The organism is Rhizobium mongolense USDA 1844 (assembly GCF_000419765.1).
Lineage (GTDB): Bacteria > Pseudomonadota > Alphaproteobacteria > Rhizobiales > Rhizobiaceae > Rhizobium > Rhizobium mongolense.
The window spans coordinates 192251-207078 of the sequence record NZ_ATTQ01000003.1 but is presented as its reverse complement, the minus strand read 5'-3'; the positions used below and the strand labels follow the sequence as shown (position 1 = coordinate 207078).

The window sequence follows — 14828 nt, the reverse complement described above, 5'->3', positions numbered from 1 at the left end:
CTGGAGACATCATGCACAGTGGCCTCGTCAATCCGATCGACTTTTCGCGCGAGGGCCGGCAGGCCGACCACGTCGCCATTCCCTATTCGATCGACCGTTCGCCCTATTATCAGATCCGCATTCCGGTCCTTCGCCTGAAGAATGGCGAGGGGCCGTCTTTGCTGCTGATGGCCGGCAATCACGGCGACGAGTATGAGGGCGAACTCCAGCTCGGCCGGTTGATGCGCCTGTTGGAGGTAACGGAAATCCGTGGCGCCGTCACCGTCCTGCCGATGGCGAACCTGCCGGCGGTGATGGCCGGCAAGCGCTGCTCGCCCTTTGACGGCGGCAACCTCAATCGGGCGTTTCCCGGCGATCCCACCGGGTCACCGACGGCGCGCCTGGCTCATTTCCTCGAACACGAACTCTTTCCGCGCCATGACGCGGTTCTCGACCTGCATTCGGGCGGCACGTCCATGGCGCACCTGCCCTGCACGTTGATCGAGCGGCAGGCGGATGGCGCCCGCTTCGAGCGGTCCATCTCGCTTATGCGGGCGATCGGCGCATCGCATGCGTTCATTGCCGATAACGGGCCGACCGCACCGACATCGATGGGGGCTGCCGGGCGGGCGGGAACCATCGGTCTTTCCGGCGAGTTCGGCGGCGGCGGAACCGTGACGCCTCAGACAATGGCCTTCACGGCGGCGGCGATCGACCGGCTGCTCGTGACACTCGGCATCGTCGAGCGTCCGGTCTTGTCGCGCGCACCACTCCCCGAACCTGGGCCGTTGCAGCTGCTTTCACTGTCCCGGCACAGCCAGGGCATCTATGCGAACCGCAGAGGCTGGTTCGAGCCGGCCGTCGCACTTGGCGCCACCGTTTCCGCCGGCGAACTTGCCGGATGGTATCATGACCTGGAACGCTTGGAGCAGCCGGAGGAAGAGCTGCGCTTCGTCGAGAGCGGCATTGTCATTTCGCATAGGCTGCATTGCGACGGCCAGGCCGGCGACTGCCTGATCCAGGTCGCTGAACCGATCACATCCTGAGGAGCGCCATGAGCGCTAATCCGCTTAAGTGATGACGTCGACCGCTGCCTTGACCCAGTCGAGACGCTTTGCCGGTATGAGGCCGTAGTTGTAGAAGTTCACGCCGTCAGCGCCGGCATCGACGGCAGCCTTGGCGCGTGCGGCCAGGACCGCAGGCTCGCCGACCTCGGGATAGAAGACGCGCAGGCCGACCCCGAGGAACTTTCCCGCTCCGATTGCCGCCCGCCCGGTCCGAATGACATTGCCGAGGACACCCGGCGCCATGTCGTAGCAGCAGAGGATCACCCCGTCGCAGAGCTTGCCGGCTGCTGCGAGATCGACGCCGCCGAGCCAGCCGTCCTTCAGGTCGATGAGCACGATGCGTGTCGCCGGATCGGCGGCCGCCTTGATTTCGCCGATCAGGCTGGTCACCGGTTCGGTGCGCCAGGCAAGATAGCCGTGCAGATCAGGATGGTCGCGAAAGGCATCGATGCCGGCCGCCGGGAAGTCGGGAAACTGCCGTTCCGGAACAGCCCGTTCGCAGAGGTCCGCGATGAAGCGCACGACCGATCTGCGCGCGCCTTCGACCGGCACGCCGGCCTTCGTGGCGCGCGCCATGCAATGGTCGCAGAAGCAGAGTGACAGAAGGAAATCGTCTTCGGCGTTCAAGCCGACACCGTCTTTCTCGTGATGGTACTCGTGCGCGAATCCCATGAAGTTCGGGCTTTCGAGTTCCACCATATCGGGCTGGTAGTTCGTCGTGATGTCGCGCACGAGGGTGACAACATAGGCGCGCGCCGCCGGGCTGGAGGGGCAAAGGTTGTAATAGTTGGGATTGCCAAAGGCGTTCCGCGTCACGTGATTGGGATGCAGCATGCCGAGACGGGTATTGTGGAGGCAGACCGTCCAGCAGGAGACCTTGAGGCCCGTCATGTCGCGTCCCCTGACGAGGGCTTCCAGCATGTCGCCGCGCTCGTCCACGTTCCTGGCCATCAGCGGCCGGATCACCTTGTCCTGCCATAGGCTTTCATCCGGCCGGAAGTAGACCGTCCCGTCCTCGGGGAAATAGGCCTTTTGCTGCGGGCTCCGCGGCTGAAGGAACCGGCCAGCATGATAGGAGGTCGCCAGGCTGACCGTTGTGAGGCCCGCACGGCCGCGAAGGTCGGCGGCAAGTGCTGCGAGCCCCTGGTCCTGGATGTCCCAGGGGTAAGTCCACATGGAAAGGTGCATGGCGTACTCGCGTCAAATCTGTCCATTTTATAGAACACGTGTCCATAATAGTGTCTAGGCTTATTGATCCTGACTTGCGGGAGCACGGTCGGTCCAAGGTGGGATGTCTTGCGCGAGCTGATTTTGAAGCAGGCATCACCAGACTCTTGCAAAATCCGAACCAGCTCGCATCCGGGGACGAAAGCGCAGATGCGGTTTTTCATGCGAATGAAGCCGAATGCCGCCCCTGCTAAAGGCTAAGACTTTCCGTGTCGCATTCGCCGGCGAGAGTTGCCTGACGAGCGGCACGCTGCCGTTCCCACGTCACGCCGATGCAGACCGGCCCTTCTCTCGCTCCGCGCATCCAACAGCCGGTTGATTTAGACTTCCCTTGCGATGTTCAATCATGATGAGCGCAGCAAGGCGTTGATGTCGGCGCGCGAAGGCATGGCGGGGGCCGTGCCCGTCCGTGTGACGGCGATTGCCGCGGTCGCGCAACCGAAGCGGACGGCCTCGACCGGCGCACATCCTTCGGAAATCGCCGTCGCGAAGGCACCAAGGAAGGCATCCCCGGCTCCGGTTGTGTCGATGACATTGCCGGCCGAGAACGCGGGTACGAATTCGCTCTGCCCGGTGCTGTGATAGAAGGCGCCGCGTGCGCCGAGCGTGATGATCACCGCTCGCGCCCCTCGATCAAGCAAGGTGCAGGCCGCCGCACGTGCCTGTTCATCGGTTTCGATCGGGTGGCCTACCAATTCCGCTGCTTCGACTTCATTCGGGACGATGAAATCGCACAAGCCGTAGATGCTGTCCGGGATGGCGCGGGCAGGCGCGGGGTTGAAGATCGTCGTCGCTCCTGCTTTTTTCGCCATCGACAGGCCATGTACGGCCGCTTCGAGGGGCTGTTCGAGTTGGGTCATGAAAATGGCAGCGTTTTCGATCTCCGTCCGGTTCGCGTCGACATCGTCGATGCCGATAAGGCCTGCGGCACCCGGTGCGACGATGATGGCATTGTCGCCGCTTACTTCGTCGACGAAGATGAAGGCCGCGCCTGTAGGTACGCCTTCCATCTTCATCACATTGGCTTTGACGCCCGCCGCCGCATAGGCCGCAAGCGCCATCTCGCCGAACGGGTCGTTGCCGACCCGGGAGATAAAGGTCACCTTACCGCCGGCTTTTGCCGCGGCAATTGCCTGGTTGGAGCCCTTGCCTCCCGGCCCAAGCGTAAAGCCCGACCCCATCAGCGTCTCGGCAATATGGGGCAGGCGCTTGGCCTTGTAGGCGGTGTCGGCAGCGAAAATGCCCAAAATGACGATCCCGCTTTTCCCGCTCATCTGACGGCCTCCGCCGCCGGAATGACACCCTTGGTCAGAAGGAAACATCCGTAGAACCGCAGTTCCCCGGTTGCGATCACACAATAGGCCTTGCTGGCGATGTCATAGAACGCCATCCGTTCGACGGGATACATCGGCGATGGCTTGCCTTCGGCGCGGTCGACAATGGCCTGGACTTCCTGTTGAATCGCCGGAATTTCATCGGGCTTGCCGATCACTTCCATGCGGCCCACCGAAGGCTGGATCGGTGTGTCCAGCGGGAAGACGGAAAGGACCGCGTCTATCGCCTGCGGCGCGGGGATGTTTTCCATAGTCAGCAGCTTACCCAGACGCGTCTGGCGGGCGATTGAATCCGACGGAAAGTTCATGTCGGAAATGACGAGATAGTCGCCGTGTCCCATGTTGCAAAGTGCTTGAAGAATGTCGCCGTTGAGTTCGGCCCTGATTCCCTTGAGCATTGATCTTTCCATCCCTTCCTAATGACCGCAGTGCCGGCCTTGCTTCAGTTTTTATGCCCAGCGATATCCGCCTTAGGTTGCGCGGGCGGGCCGCTCGAACCACGCACGATCAGCGACCCGTCAACCATCTCGTCTCCCCTGCCCGATGGCTCCTCAAGGAGAAGGCCGACCGCGCGCCGTGCCAGCGTGTCGGCCGGCTGGCGTATGGTTGTCAGCCGCGGCACGACGAGATTGGCGAGCGAAATGTCGTCGAAACCCGTCACTGACAGCTTGCGCGGCACGTCGATCTTGAGGTCGCGGGCAGCACGCAGCGCACCGATGGCCTGCTGGTCGCTGGCAGCTGCAACCGCCGTGGGCCGGTCCTGCGGCGGACGCGAAAGCAGGTCGCGGGCAATTCTTTCACCGGACTCGTAGTCGAATCTGCCGTAGGCAATTTCGAGTTCAACGGGTTCGCCAGTCTTGCCGAACCGGTCAATTTGGCTGACGAAGCCCTCCTCGCGCATGCGCCCGGCCTCCGTGTCGAGCGGCCCGGCGATATAGGCGATGTGGCGGTGCCCCAGCCCATAGAGATGGTCCGCAATCAGCGCGGCCGCTTGCGCATGGTTGGTCGACACCAGGGGAAAGGTGCCGAAGCGCCGGTCCAGGGATATGATCGGAACCGCTGCCTCGAGGTGGAGCCCCGAACCGTCGCTCGAAGCCACCACGATGATGCCGCGCACCGACCGGTCAAGAAATGCAGAAACGTGGCTCTGCTCCGCCGCGCGATCGTTATGCGAGCTCGCCAGCATGAGGCTATGCCCGCATTCGAGCGCCGCACGCTCGACGCTTGCGGCAAGTTGCGCGAAGAAAGGATTGGTGATGTCGGGAACGACGAGGCCTATGACATCGGTTCTGCTGGTGCGCAGCGCTCTCGCAGTCACGTTCGGACGATAACCGAGCGTAGAAATGGCGCCATTGACCTTTTCGCGCAGCATAGGTTTGACCGCGGCTTCGCCCGATAACACGCGCGAAACGGTGCCCACGGATACGCCCGCATGTTCGGCTACATCCTTGACAGTGGGCATTTTTGACATTTTCGAACGTCCCGCAGCTACTTTACTGCTCCTGCGGTCATCCCGGCGATGATGTGCTTTTCCAGCACGACGCCAACGATGACCAGCGGAAGGATACCGGCGGTGGAAAGGGCGGCCATCGACCACCAGTTGATACCCTGGCTGCCCGTCTGGCTGGCAATCATTACCGGCAGGGTGTTGGTATTGGTGGAGGTCAGCAGTGCGGCGAAGAAATACTCGTTCCAGCACAGGATCAACGCCAGGAGGAAGGCGGCAACCATGCCCGGCAGAACGAGCGGCACGATGATGCGGGCAAACGCGCCCCAGATCGACAGCCCATCGACCAGCGCGGCCTCCTCGAGCTCTACTGGCACCGTGGCGAACTGGTCGCGCATGATCCAGACGACGATCGGCAAGACCATCAGCGTGTAGACGGCGATCATGCCCACATAAGTGTCCAGCAGCGCCAACTCCTTGTAGAGAACCAGGAACGGCAGGGCGAGGACGACGGGCGGCATAATGAGCTGCGACAAGAAAAAGAAGGAAATGTCGGAGTTGCGCATATGACCGAACTTATAGGAAAAGCGGCTGAGGCCATAGGCCGCGAGCGATCCGAGCACGACCGCAAGGGCGGACGCCGTGACCGAGATGATGACGCTGTTCCAGAGCCTACGCATGAACTCGTCGCGCACCGTCGATATCTGGAAAATCGTATCGGGGGAAAGCCCGAGCGAGCGCCAGCCAAGCCAATTGGGCGAAAAGTTGAACCAGGGGATCAGATTGCCCCGCATGACATCGGCGGCAGTCTTGAACGAGGTCGAGACCGTCCAGAACAGCGGGAAGACGCATACAAATGCCCATATGACGAGCAGGCCGTAGACGGCGAAACGCATGGCCCACCAGCGAATGCGCTGGCCGCGCGCGTATTTTTCGAAATCGATCCGAACCATCAGAGCCTTCCTGTCATACGCTTCACAATGCGGTCGGAAAACTTCATCAGCACCGTCATACCGAAGACGATGATCACCAGATAGACGAGTGCGAGAAGGGTACCGTATCCGACATTCGAACGGTCGCGGTATTCGCGATAAATGAAACTGGTGACGGAATCGGTCGCCCCGCCGGGACCTCCTGATGTCACCGTGATGATGATGTCGGCGAGCTTGAGCTTGAAGATGATGCGGATCATCACCGCCGTTACCGAAGCCGGCAGCATGAGCGGGAAAATGACCTTCCAAAAGCGTTGCCACTTGGTGGCGCCATCGACTTCGGCCGCCTCCAGCACCTCCCGCGACAAGGCCTGCAATCCGGCGAGCAGCATGATCATCATGAAGGGAATGAATGTCCAGGCGTCCATGATCATGATCGAAAGCCGTGCTATCAGCGGGTCGCCGAAGAAGGATGGATTTTCCCAGCCGAGCCAGCGGACAAACCGCGCGACCGGGCCGAAACGGGTCTCCAGCATCGACTTGCCGACCATCCAACTCACCGCGACCGGCGACAGCATCAAGGGCACCAAGAAGGTTACACGCCAGAACTTGCGTGCGATGATTTCCTGGTTGAGGAGCAAGGCCAGACCGAACGCGATTGCATATTCGACCGCAATCGCCAGGCAATAAAGGATCATATTGAGCAAGGCGTTAGTATAGAACGGATCCGCGATCATCCGGCGCACATTGTCGAGCCCGTTGAAGCGGCGCCCGGTTGAAGAGGCGAGGTTCCAATCAGAAAAGCCGATCCAGAGCGCAAAGATCAGCGGGAATACCACCATCGACACAACGAAAAGCGCTGCCGGCAGAACAAAAAGCGCCTTCTTGCCTGCCTCGCCGTAAATGACGACGCGAGTGACGCAGAGAACGGCGGCCCAGAGAAAATAGGCGTAGAGAACCGGGCGCCAGTTCGCGAATCCCCAATCGGTCCAGCCCAGCTCATGGGCGCTCTGTAATACAAACGATGCTACGAATAATATAGCGCTCAGCCACAGAACCGTGCGGCCCCAGAAACGACGGCTCGCGGAAATGGAGCCGGCTTCGACCGTGTGGAGCAGGTCGCCTTCGACTGTCGACATGATATTCCTCACCCGGACAGAATGGGCGCTGGCGAAATCGCTTTTGATGCGCCAGCGCGTTTAGTCAACCGGTCAGAGCCCGAGGCTCGTCCGATAGAGTTTCAGCTGGCTATCGCGGCCGATCTGGTCGGTGATCTTCTCCCAGGCGCCTGCAATCGCATCCGCGGTTTCCTGTGCCGACTTGTACTGTCCGGCAAAGCCCTTCGCCAGTTCGTCCTCGGCGACAGAGTAATATTGGAAGATGCCGGGGATGCGCGGTTCGATGGCCGCGTTCGGGTGGTTGTAGCTGTCGACGTTCGAACCCAGATAGTCCTCGATATAGGCGCGGTCGTAACCTGCCTTTTCCCATTCGTCATAGTTGAAGTTGGACTGACGGTAGGGCTGGAAACCGGAGGGATAGGCCGACGTCCACAGGGAGAGATCCTTGCCGCCGAGATGGGCAGCAGCAGACCAAGCCGCCTTGCGCTTCTTCTCGTCGCTGGAGACTTGTTTGGTAACGTAGATGCCCCAGCCGAGATAGGCCATGTTCGGCGCTTCGTTATACTTGTCTTCCCATTGCCCGGTCTTGCGGTTGAAGACGCGGTTGGAGCCGCGGTTGATGCCGAAGCCGACCACGTCGCCTACAACTGAGGTGTCCGAGGTGCGCGCGCCGGAGCCGACATCGCCCCACCACATCAGCATTGCGCCGGTGCCTGCCAGGAACTGCGAGAAGGCTGTGGTGCCAGGATCAGCATTGATCTGGTCGGCCGGATAGGCCTTAGCCGCGATCAGATCCAGGACGTCCTGGATCGCCTGAACCCACGCGGGGTTATTGACCAGCGGCTTCATGTTTTCAGGATCGAACAGCCAAGCCGGGTCGCCCGGATATTTGGCATAGGCCGTCGCGCGGTTCTCGATGAAATAGAAGCCGAAACCGCCCCAGCCCTTGAGCGGGTCGAGATAACCGTAGGCTGGCTGGCCGGTCAGCGGATCGGTCTTGCCGATCAGCGCCTTGGAAGCTTCGTTAACTTCCTGCCAGGTCTTCGGCGGCTCGGCCATGCCGCTGATCGATCCTTCGCCGAAGTAATCCTTGCGATAGGCGAAGGTGTGGCAGTCGCCGTCAATCGTCACGCGATAGGTCTTGCCGTCCCAGGTGCCGACCGGCGGCTTCAGGTAGCTCACCAGGTCGTCGGCCTCGATCTGCTTTCCAACCCAGTCGGGCATCTCGTCTAGAAGCCCGCGCCCGGCGGTGTCGCCTTCGAAGGGTGCGCCCATTTCAAGGATGTCGAAATCAACCGTGCCGGTTGCGATCGACTGTTGAAGGCGGGCGTTGTAGTCGGCCTGGGCAAGGTCGATCCAGTTGATTTTGGCTCCAGTATAGGCTTCCCACGGCTTCAGGAAACCGCGAAACAGGAAGTTGTGGAGATTCTGGTTGTTGAGCCCCATGAAGGTCAGCTCGACACCGGCGAACTCGCCCTGCTTGACATTCGCCTTGGTCGGACCGAGGCAGAGCTCGCCCACCTTCTGCCAGTCCGCGTCCGTTGGCGAGCCCTTGCCGACACCTGGAATTTGCAGGATTTGGGCGCGCAAATCATCCGCGGCAAATGCGGTGCCGGCAATCCCGCCCATCGCGCCCGACAGGCCGAGCAGAGCCGCGGCACTTGCCGTTCCGCGCAAAACGTCGCGGCGACTTGCCTGACGGCGCATCAACGCATCGTATATTTCGACTTTCATGTCTTCCTCCTCCACGTTTCGTTGTGCTGCCGCCAACCGCTGTTGCCAAGCTGGCTCCAGTCCCATTTTAAGACTGGCCTCGTGCAGAACTATCTGGTAAACAAGAAATGAAACGTTTCATATCTTGCTTGAAACCGCTCCTCCCGGGTCTCGCCAACGAGCATTAGACGGCAGGCGGAAAAAGTCAATGAAAAATGAAACGTTTCATGAAGGAGGTCTGGCGCGTATTTTTGTGGTAGGGCAGAGGGCAGTTTCGTGCGCCCGGATGCCCTGGGAGTACCTGTCAGGAAATGCATACCCTTGGGGCTGCCCGGGGTCGCCGGAAAGCGAGTGGGAGGCACATGGCTGAGGTCAATATTTCGGGGGCGCAGAAGGCCTACGGCGCCTTAAATGTCCTGCATGGTGTAGATATAGAAATTCGCGACGGCGAGTTTGTCGTGCTCGTCGGCCCGTCCGGTTGCGGGAAATCGACTCTGTTGCGGATGGTCGCGGGGCTCGAAAGCATCACGGGCGGCACCATCTCAATCGGCGGAAAGGTCGTCAACAATCTGCCGCCGAAGGACCGCGATATTGCGATGGTCTTCCAGAGCTATGCGCTTTATCCGCACAAAACCGTTGCCGAAAACATGGTCTTTGCGCTGCGCCTGCAGAAGCAGCCGGCCGACGTCATCAAACAGCGCCTGCAGTCGGCGGCCGAAACGCTCGATCTCGTACCCTATCTGGACCGTTATCCGCGCCAGCTTTCGGGCGGCCAGCGGCAGCGTGTGGCGATGGGTCGAGCCATCGTCAGGTCGCCGCAAGTATTCCTGTTCGACGAGCCTTTGTCGAACCTGGATGCCAAGCTGCGCGTGCAGATGCGCAAGGAGATCAAGGAACTGCACCAGCGGCTGAAAACCACGACTATCTATGTTACTCATGACCAGGTCGAAGCGATGACCATGGCCGACAAGATCGTGGTGATGCAGAGCGGCAAGGTCGAACAGATCGGCACGCCTCTGGAGCTTTACGACCGTCCCAGCAACACGTTCGTGGCAACCTTCATCGGCTCGCCGTCGATGAATCTCCTCAAAGGCCGGTACAAGGCCGATGGTGCAATCTTCGTCACGGAGAACGGAGACGAGATCTCGCTCGGCTTCACCCCGGAAGCGTCCGACGGGCAGCCTGTGCTCCTGGGCGTGCGGCCGGAACATCTGTCGCTGGCCGAAAGCAGCCTCACGACGACTGTCAACGTCACCGAACCCACCGGCCATGAAACGATGGTGTTCCTGCGTTACGGGCCGGGCGAGCTTGTCGCGGTATTTTCGGAACGCCACGATTTTGAGCCAGGGCAGGTCGTGAGGGTAGCCCCTCGTACCGGAAAGCTTCATCTATTCGATGCGGGATCGGGCAAGACGTTGCGGCCGGATTGAGCCTCGGACTTTCCGCCAACTTAAGCTTTATGCGTCAGGTTTGCCGCTCACCGCGTTCACCGCTGCGGCCATATCCTTCTCCGCCTTCGCTTGGGTCAGACTGCCGCGATTGACGCATTGAATGACAGTGCGCTCGTCGGGTTGGTCGTCGAACGGACGTGTGCCGATGATTTCGCGCCCTCGGTCGCTTCCCGCTAGACGTGACCGCCCGCGCCTTCAACAGCAATATGCTGGCGATGATCTGGAGACTATTGGCAACGCGGTGCTGCATTTCCTGCAGCAGGATTTCCTTCTGATGTAGCAGCTCTTCTGTCTGCTTAAGGAGCTCTTCCTTTTCCCACTCGATCTTGCGGCGCTCCGTGACGTCGGTGAATGCCAGCAGGATCGTCGAGCGGGAGCTATCTCCGTAGGTGACCTGTCGGGCGTTGAGCAGCATGATCCGGCGGCCGAGATGGGGAAAATCATGCGCAACCTCAAAGCCCTCCATTGAGGCATGTTCGGGAATGATCGTCTCAAGAACAACGCGCAGGGCGGGAATGTCCCATTGACCGTCACCGAGTGCGTAAAGCAGGCGGCCTCTTGTATATTCGGGATCGAACTTGAACGTTTCATGAAAAGAACGGCTGGCAGCCAGCACACGAAACTGGTCGTCGAGGACAATAAAGGGCTCTGGAATGGTATTCACAATTGCTTGCGCCAAGGTCTGCGCGTCTTCAATATTTTGAAAATCGATCATGGGCCGCGGATCACCTGTTCGCAATGAAGGTTCGATCTTTCCCGTATAGTATACCCCTCCTCGGCAATTGTCGCCGCGTGGCTAAGCCAGGCGAGATGCCATATCGGGCTGGCGCTTCTCGGATTGTCGCCAGAATTGTCGCGCGGACTGTCCCAGTGAGGCCCAACACGCCGACCTTTCTCCTGGCTGCACATCGCGTCGTTCGCTGATAATCTGGCCGGAAGCAACGGGAAAGATTGGGCATGATACCTCTCGGCAAGCCAATCGAACAAATTCTGGGGGTCGGCGCCCTTCTTCTGCTTGCGTTCGGTTGCGCTCTCGTGCTTCAGCCCTTCCTGTCAGCCATCCTGTGGGCGGCGGTCATCTGTTTCTCGACATGGCCGGTCTACAGGAGGTGCGAGCATGCAGTCGGTGGCAATAAAAGCGTGGCCGCCGCCATGATGACGTTGCTGGTCGCCCTGGTTCTGGTCGCACCGTTCGCCGTCATGGTGCCGACATTGACGGACAGCGTAGGCAACCTGCTAGCGGCGACGAACCAGATTCTCGAGCAGGGCCCGCCGACGCCGCCTCGTTGGGTCGCAGGACTCCCGTTAATCGGCGAGAAGCTGGCTGCCTATTGGGAGAGCTTGGCCCACAATGCGCCCGCGTTCACCATTGAACTCAAGAAGCTGATCGGACCCGCCACAAACTTGGCAGTAGCCAGCGGAGCGGTGCTCGGCGCTGGGCTCTTGGAACTCGGTCGCTTTTTTCTTCTTCCTTCACGGCCGGCGGATGGCGGCCCACGTGCGCGCAGTTGGCGAAAGATTCGCCGGCCCTCGGGCCCGAGAGCTGCTTGTGGTCGTGGGCGCGACTGTCAAGGGCGTCATTTACGGCTTGATCGCCACAGCCCTTGCCCAGGCCCTCCTAGCCGGCCTTGGTTTCTGGATCGCCGGTGTACCTCAGGCGCTGCTACTTGGTTTCCTTACGTTCGTCCTGTCGTTTGTGCCGGTAGGCCCCCCACTCGTCTGGGGCTCGGTGGCGCTATGGTTTCTTGTTCAGGGAGCCGTTTGGTGGAGCATCTTCATCGCAGCGTGGGGCTTGCTCCTCGTCAGCAGCATCGACAATCTCATCAGACCCTACGTCCTCGGCAAGACCAACACCCTGCCCGTGTTGCTCGGCCTCTTCGGGCTCCTTGGCGGCGTCATCGCCTTTGGCTTCATTGGAATATTTCTTGGGCCAACGCTGCTGGCGGTCGCCTACAGCCTCTTCCGTGAGTGGACCATGGCCGAAGTCGAGGAACGCAGTCACCCACTCGGCCTTCCGACTCCGACTGAGGCGGTGGCTCAGTGCGGCCGTTGGGTGTTGGTGCATAAGCGCGCGGGTGTCGCCATTGCCCATGGCCACATCTTGCCGGTAACGTTATATCTCGACGGGTTTTCTGCCAGCACCCGTCTCCAGGGTGTCGCTTAATACCAGCGTCCTCGGCCGTACCAGCCGCCGCCTAGCAGAACAACGATCAGAACTATGATGAGAAGCGTGGTGATATCCATTTACGTCTCCTAGGAGTGCCTAGCACGGGTATTTTCTCGTGAATGTACTCCGACTTAGTCCAACGTTTAGCGCTGGGTTATGTTCCATTTGAAGGACGCGATGATAGCTGTGACGGGAGTTCGTTCTCCTCGACACAACTGAACTCACGAACGCAGCGTGGTGATCGCTCGACGACTTGGCCCGCTGACGAGCCTTTTGTCGCACGCTGGCAATGATCCGTTCAGTGACTCGCTTTACACCCAAAGGGCTTCCCACGTATCTGGAGCGTATCCATGTGATTGAGCCGGATGAGCTCCCCGAGCACGCCGGCAAAGGTGTCGAGAAGACCGGGCCAACCGCCTTCACTTCCCCGTCAGACGCCATGCTGCGATGGCAATTTTTTTCGCTACGCCTTTCTCGATGGTGAGCACGCTGTCGAAGAAATCGACGCCGCTCGCTGATTGTATAGGCGAAACGTCATGCATGACGGCGATAACTGTCGCCTCTCGGCAATGATCCTTAATCGCGTGGAGGAACGCATGCACCGCCTGAGTATCGAGTGCGCTCGTTGCCTCGTCAAGGAACAGGAGTCCTGGCCGCAGCAGAAGGATTCTGGCAAGGACGAGCTTTTGCTTCTGGCCCCCCGACAGAAGCTGATCCCAGCTCTGGCCGTCGCGGCCATCTCTTGAGAGTTCTTCGATGAACTCGCCGAGCCCCGCCTTGTGCAACGCCGCCGCGACACTCGTGTCCAGGTGCTCGTCGACCGAGTCCGGAAGGCAGACAAGATCTTTCAAGGACACTGCCTGGAGCCTGACGTCCTGAGCGGCATAGAGGCTTCTCACATGCCTTGGCGTCATGATTGCGCCACGGCCGTGCGCCCAAAGGCCGTTTGTCGCCTTGAGAAGCGAGGTCTTGCCGCTACCTGAATCGCCAACAACCAAGGTCCACTCGCCTGGCAGGAAGCGTAGCTCGTCGGCGGCCAGAAAAGGAAGATCGACACCCGCATGCAGGAGTTCGATCTGCCGAACAGTGAGGCCGAGCGCAGTGTCCTGCTTGGCGTATAGGAATTCGTAGGGTCCGGTGCGCGCGTAAAACTCCTGAGGCCGTTGAACGGTTTCGATCGCTTCTGCGAGATCGGTTATTCGGCGAGCATTCGCCCTGAGCGTCGCAATGTCGGGCATGACGTGAATGAACCACGAGCACTCGTTGATCAGTGCGTTCGCGAGTTCGGCACCAGTGACATAGTGCTGCAGGCTGATCTTGTTGTCCACGTACGGGAGTAGGCCGGGTGCGTAAGCGACAATCCGCGAACCGATGAAATTGTGGACCAGCTCGAATCCCATGTAGCCGGCAGTAACGCGGTTCTGGCTGGCCCAGGTTTGGTCAATGTCGATGTACCGGCGCTTGTTGACGGCTTTCTGGGCTCTTTCGCCATGGAGGACTGCAACATGGAAACTACGGTGCAGGAGTGTGTTCAATTCGGTGCGGTAGCTGCCTTCCGCCCATTGCATACGCACCGACAGACGCTGGAGAATCCCGCCCAGCTTCGCTGCGATGAAGGTATTTAGCGGCACATAAATCGCGATCGCCGCGAAAGCTAGACACGCGCTGCCATAACGGCCAAGGAACTCGAGCCCTCTGACTTCGCTCGACGTCTCAATCAGCTTGCTACCCACGAAGCCAAGGGACAGCACGACGCCTGCGATGCCCATCGCGAGTCCGATAGCACCCCCGGTCATGCCTTTAATCGATTCCTGGATGCGTTGGTCGACATTGTCCGGAGCGAAAATAGCGGATCCGTTCGCGTCGGATCCGATTTGCTGTAGATGGAAATGCGTATGGTTGGAATCGAGCAGTGCTTCGTTGAAGCATCGGTCGAGCCACTCACGCCACTTGCGGTGGAGCGTGGTCGAAAAGAAATGGCGGACTGCTGTGAAACCTGCATCCCTCATGATCGCGATCGCGGCTAGCGTCGCCGCAGTGGTCAGCAGCGCTGTGGGCGTGGAAGGCGTTGTTGGATGGTGGAAGTAGGCTATCCGGTTGACCAGTTCGCCCGAGGTGACGGCGAACCAGACGCTGGCCTTGGCGGACAATGCCGTGAGGACCAGAATAGCAAGTGTCAGTCCCCAAGCCTCGCGCCAGCTTTGCGAAAGCCAATAGGCGCTCATCAGGCCCCAGAAGCTGCGCATCGAGGAAACAGGGCTTGCGTGGTGCGGCGTTTCACGGCCGAGCATCCATTTGATCAATTCACCTTTTCGGTGAGCATCACTCCGCATCGCACTTCAACTCTCTAACCCCATGCAAGCAGAATTGGGGGCAAGTATCGGGGTTGTCAA

10 protein-coding genes and 2 pseudogenes are annotated in these 14828 nt (G+C 60.2%); 3 read left to right on the top strand and 9 right to left on the bottom strand.

What is annotated here, in order from left to right:
- The first annotated feature begins 11 nt into the window (after positions 1 to 11).
- Positions 12 to 1025 carry a succinylglutamate desuccinylase/aspartoacylase family protein gene (locus A3C3_RS0106670; protein WP_022713830.1) on the top strand — a complete coding sequence of 338 codons (1014 nt, stop codon included), beginning with the start codon at positions 12 to 14 and terminating at the stop codon, positions 1023 to 1025.
- A gap of 24 nt (positions 1026 to 1049) precedes the next feature.
- On the opposite strand, the gene A3C3_RS0106665 is transcribed toward A3C3_RS0106670, so the two are convergent.
- From A3C3_RS0106665 to A3C3_RS0106635, 7 genes are all read right to left on the bottom strand, one after another.
- On the bottom strand, positions 1050 to 2234 hold the full coding sequence (locus tag A3C3_RS0106665) for a hypothetical protein (protein ID WP_022713829.1): 1185 nt from the start codon (positions 2232 to 2234) through the stop codon (positions 1050 to 1052).
- 383 nt (positions 2235 to 2617) lie between these two features.
- Entirely contained in the window at positions 2618 to 3547 is a 930-nt protein-coding gene (gene rbsK, locus A3C3_RS0106660; RefSeq protein WP_022713828.1) for a ribokinase, read from the bottom strand.
- Positions 3544 to 4005, bottom strand: coding sequence for an RbsD/FucU family protein (locus A3C3_RS0106655; RefSeq protein ID WP_022713827.1), 462 nt, complete (start codon positions 4003 to 4005; stop codon positions 3544 to 3546). Before A3C3_RS0106655 ends, rbsK begins: the two co-directional genes overlap by 4 nt.
- A gap of 44 nt (positions 4006 to 4049) precedes the next feature.
- On the bottom strand, positions 4050 to 5078 hold the full coding sequence (locus tag A3C3_RS0106650) for a LacI family DNA-binding transcriptional regulator (protein ID WP_022713826.1): 1029 nt from the start codon (positions 5076 to 5078) through the stop codon (positions 4050 to 4052).
- A 17-nt stretch (positions 5079 to 5095) separates the two neighbouring features.
- A complete protein-coding gene (locus tag A3C3_RS0106645; RefSeq protein WP_022713825.1) occupies positions 5096 to 6007 on the bottom strand; it encodes a carbohydrate ABC transporter permease in 912 nt (303 codons plus the stop codon).
- Positions 6007 to 7125, bottom strand: a complete 1119-nt coding sequence (locus A3C3_RS0106640; protein ID WP_022713824.1) for a carbohydrate ABC transporter permease — start codon at positions 7123 to 7125, stop codon at positions 6007 to 6009. Before A3C3_RS0106640 ends, A3C3_RS0106645 begins: the two co-directional genes overlap by 1 nt.
- Before the next feature lie 72 nt (positions 7126 to 7197).
- On the bottom strand, positions 7198 to 8838 hold the full coding sequence (locus tag A3C3_RS0106635; protein ID WP_022713823.1) for an extracellular solute-binding protein: 1641 nt from the start codon (positions 8836 to 8838) through the stop codon (positions 7198 to 7200).
- Between the two features lie 341 nt (positions 8839 to 9179).
- Here A3C3_RS0106635 and A3C3_RS0106630 point away from each other — a divergent pair, with 341 nt between their 5' ends.
- On the top strand, positions 9180 to 10247 hold the full coding sequence (locus A3C3_RS0106630; RefSeq protein ID WP_022713822.1) for an ABC transporter ATP-binding protein: 1068 nt from the start codon (positions 9180 to 9182) through the stop codon (positions 10245 to 10247).
- A gap of 189 nt (positions 10248 to 10436) precedes the next feature.
- On the opposite strand, the pseudogene A3C3_RS37890 reads toward A3C3_RS0106630, so the two are convergent.
- A pseudogene (locus A3C3_RS37890) lies at positions 10437 to 10983 on the bottom strand (PAS domain-containing protein); the annotation flags it as partial.
- A gap of 242 nt (positions 10984 to 11225) precedes the next feature.
- Here A3C3_RS37890 and A3C3_RS41280 point away from each other — a divergent pair.
- Positions 11226 to 12273, top strand: a pseudogene (locus tag A3C3_RS41280) (AI-2E family transporter); the annotation flags it as partial.
- A 581-nt stretch (positions 12274 to 12854) separates the two neighbouring features.
- Here the strand turns inward: A3C3_RS41280 and A3C3_RS37880 are convergent.
- Entirely contained in the window at positions 12855 to 14681 is a 1827-nt protein-coding gene (locus A3C3_RS37880; protein ID WP_084796921.1) for an ABC transporter ATP-binding protein/permease, read from the bottom strand.
- Positions 14682 to 14828 lie beyond the last annotated feature (147 nt).

What these genes read in the sequence shown, in the direction of transcription:
- rbsK (WP_022713828.1), bottom strand. Translation starts at nt 3,547, where the DNA reads ATGAGCGGGAAAAGCGGGATCGTCATTTTGGGCATTTTCGCTGCCGAC.
- A3C3_RS0106630 (WP_022713822.1), top strand. Translation starts at nt 9,180, where the DNA reads ATGGCTGAGGTCAATATTTCGGGGGCGCAGAAGGCCTACGGCGCCTTA.
- A3C3_RS0106640 (WP_022713824.1), bottom strand. Translation starts at nt 7,125, where the DNA reads ATGTCGACAGTCGAAGGCGACCTGCTCCACACGGTCGAAGCCGGCTCC.
- A3C3_RS0106670 (WP_022713830.1), top strand. Translation starts at nt 12, where the DNA reads ATGCACAGTGGCCTCGTCAATCCGATCGACTTTTCGCGCGAGGGCCGG.
- A3C3_RS0106655 (WP_022713827.1), bottom strand. Translation starts at nt 4,005, where the DNA reads ATGCTCAAGGGAATCAGGGCCGAACTCAACGGCGACATTCTTCAAGCA.
- A3C3_RS37880 (WP_084796921.1), bottom strand. Translation starts at nt 14,681, where the DNA reads ATGCGCAGCTTCTGGGGCCTGATGAGCGCCTATTGGCTTTCGCAAAGC.
- A3C3_RS0106665 (WP_022713829.1), bottom strand. Translation starts at nt 2,234, where the DNA reads ATGCACCTTTCCATGTGGACTTACCCCTGGGACATCCAGGACCAGGGG.
- A3C3_RS0106645 (WP_022713825.1), bottom strand. Translation starts at nt 6,007, where the DNA reads ATGGTTCGGATCGATTTCGAAAAATACGCGCGCGGCCAGCGCATTCGC.
- A3C3_RS0106650 (WP_022713826.1), bottom strand. Translation starts at nt 5,078, where the DNA reads ATGTCAAAAATGCCCACTGTCAAGGATGTAGCCGAACATGCGGGCGTA.
- A3C3_RS0106635 (WP_022713823.1), bottom strand. Translation starts at nt 8,838, where the DNA reads ATGAAAGTCGAAATATACGATGCGTTGATGCGCCGTCAGGCAAGTCGC.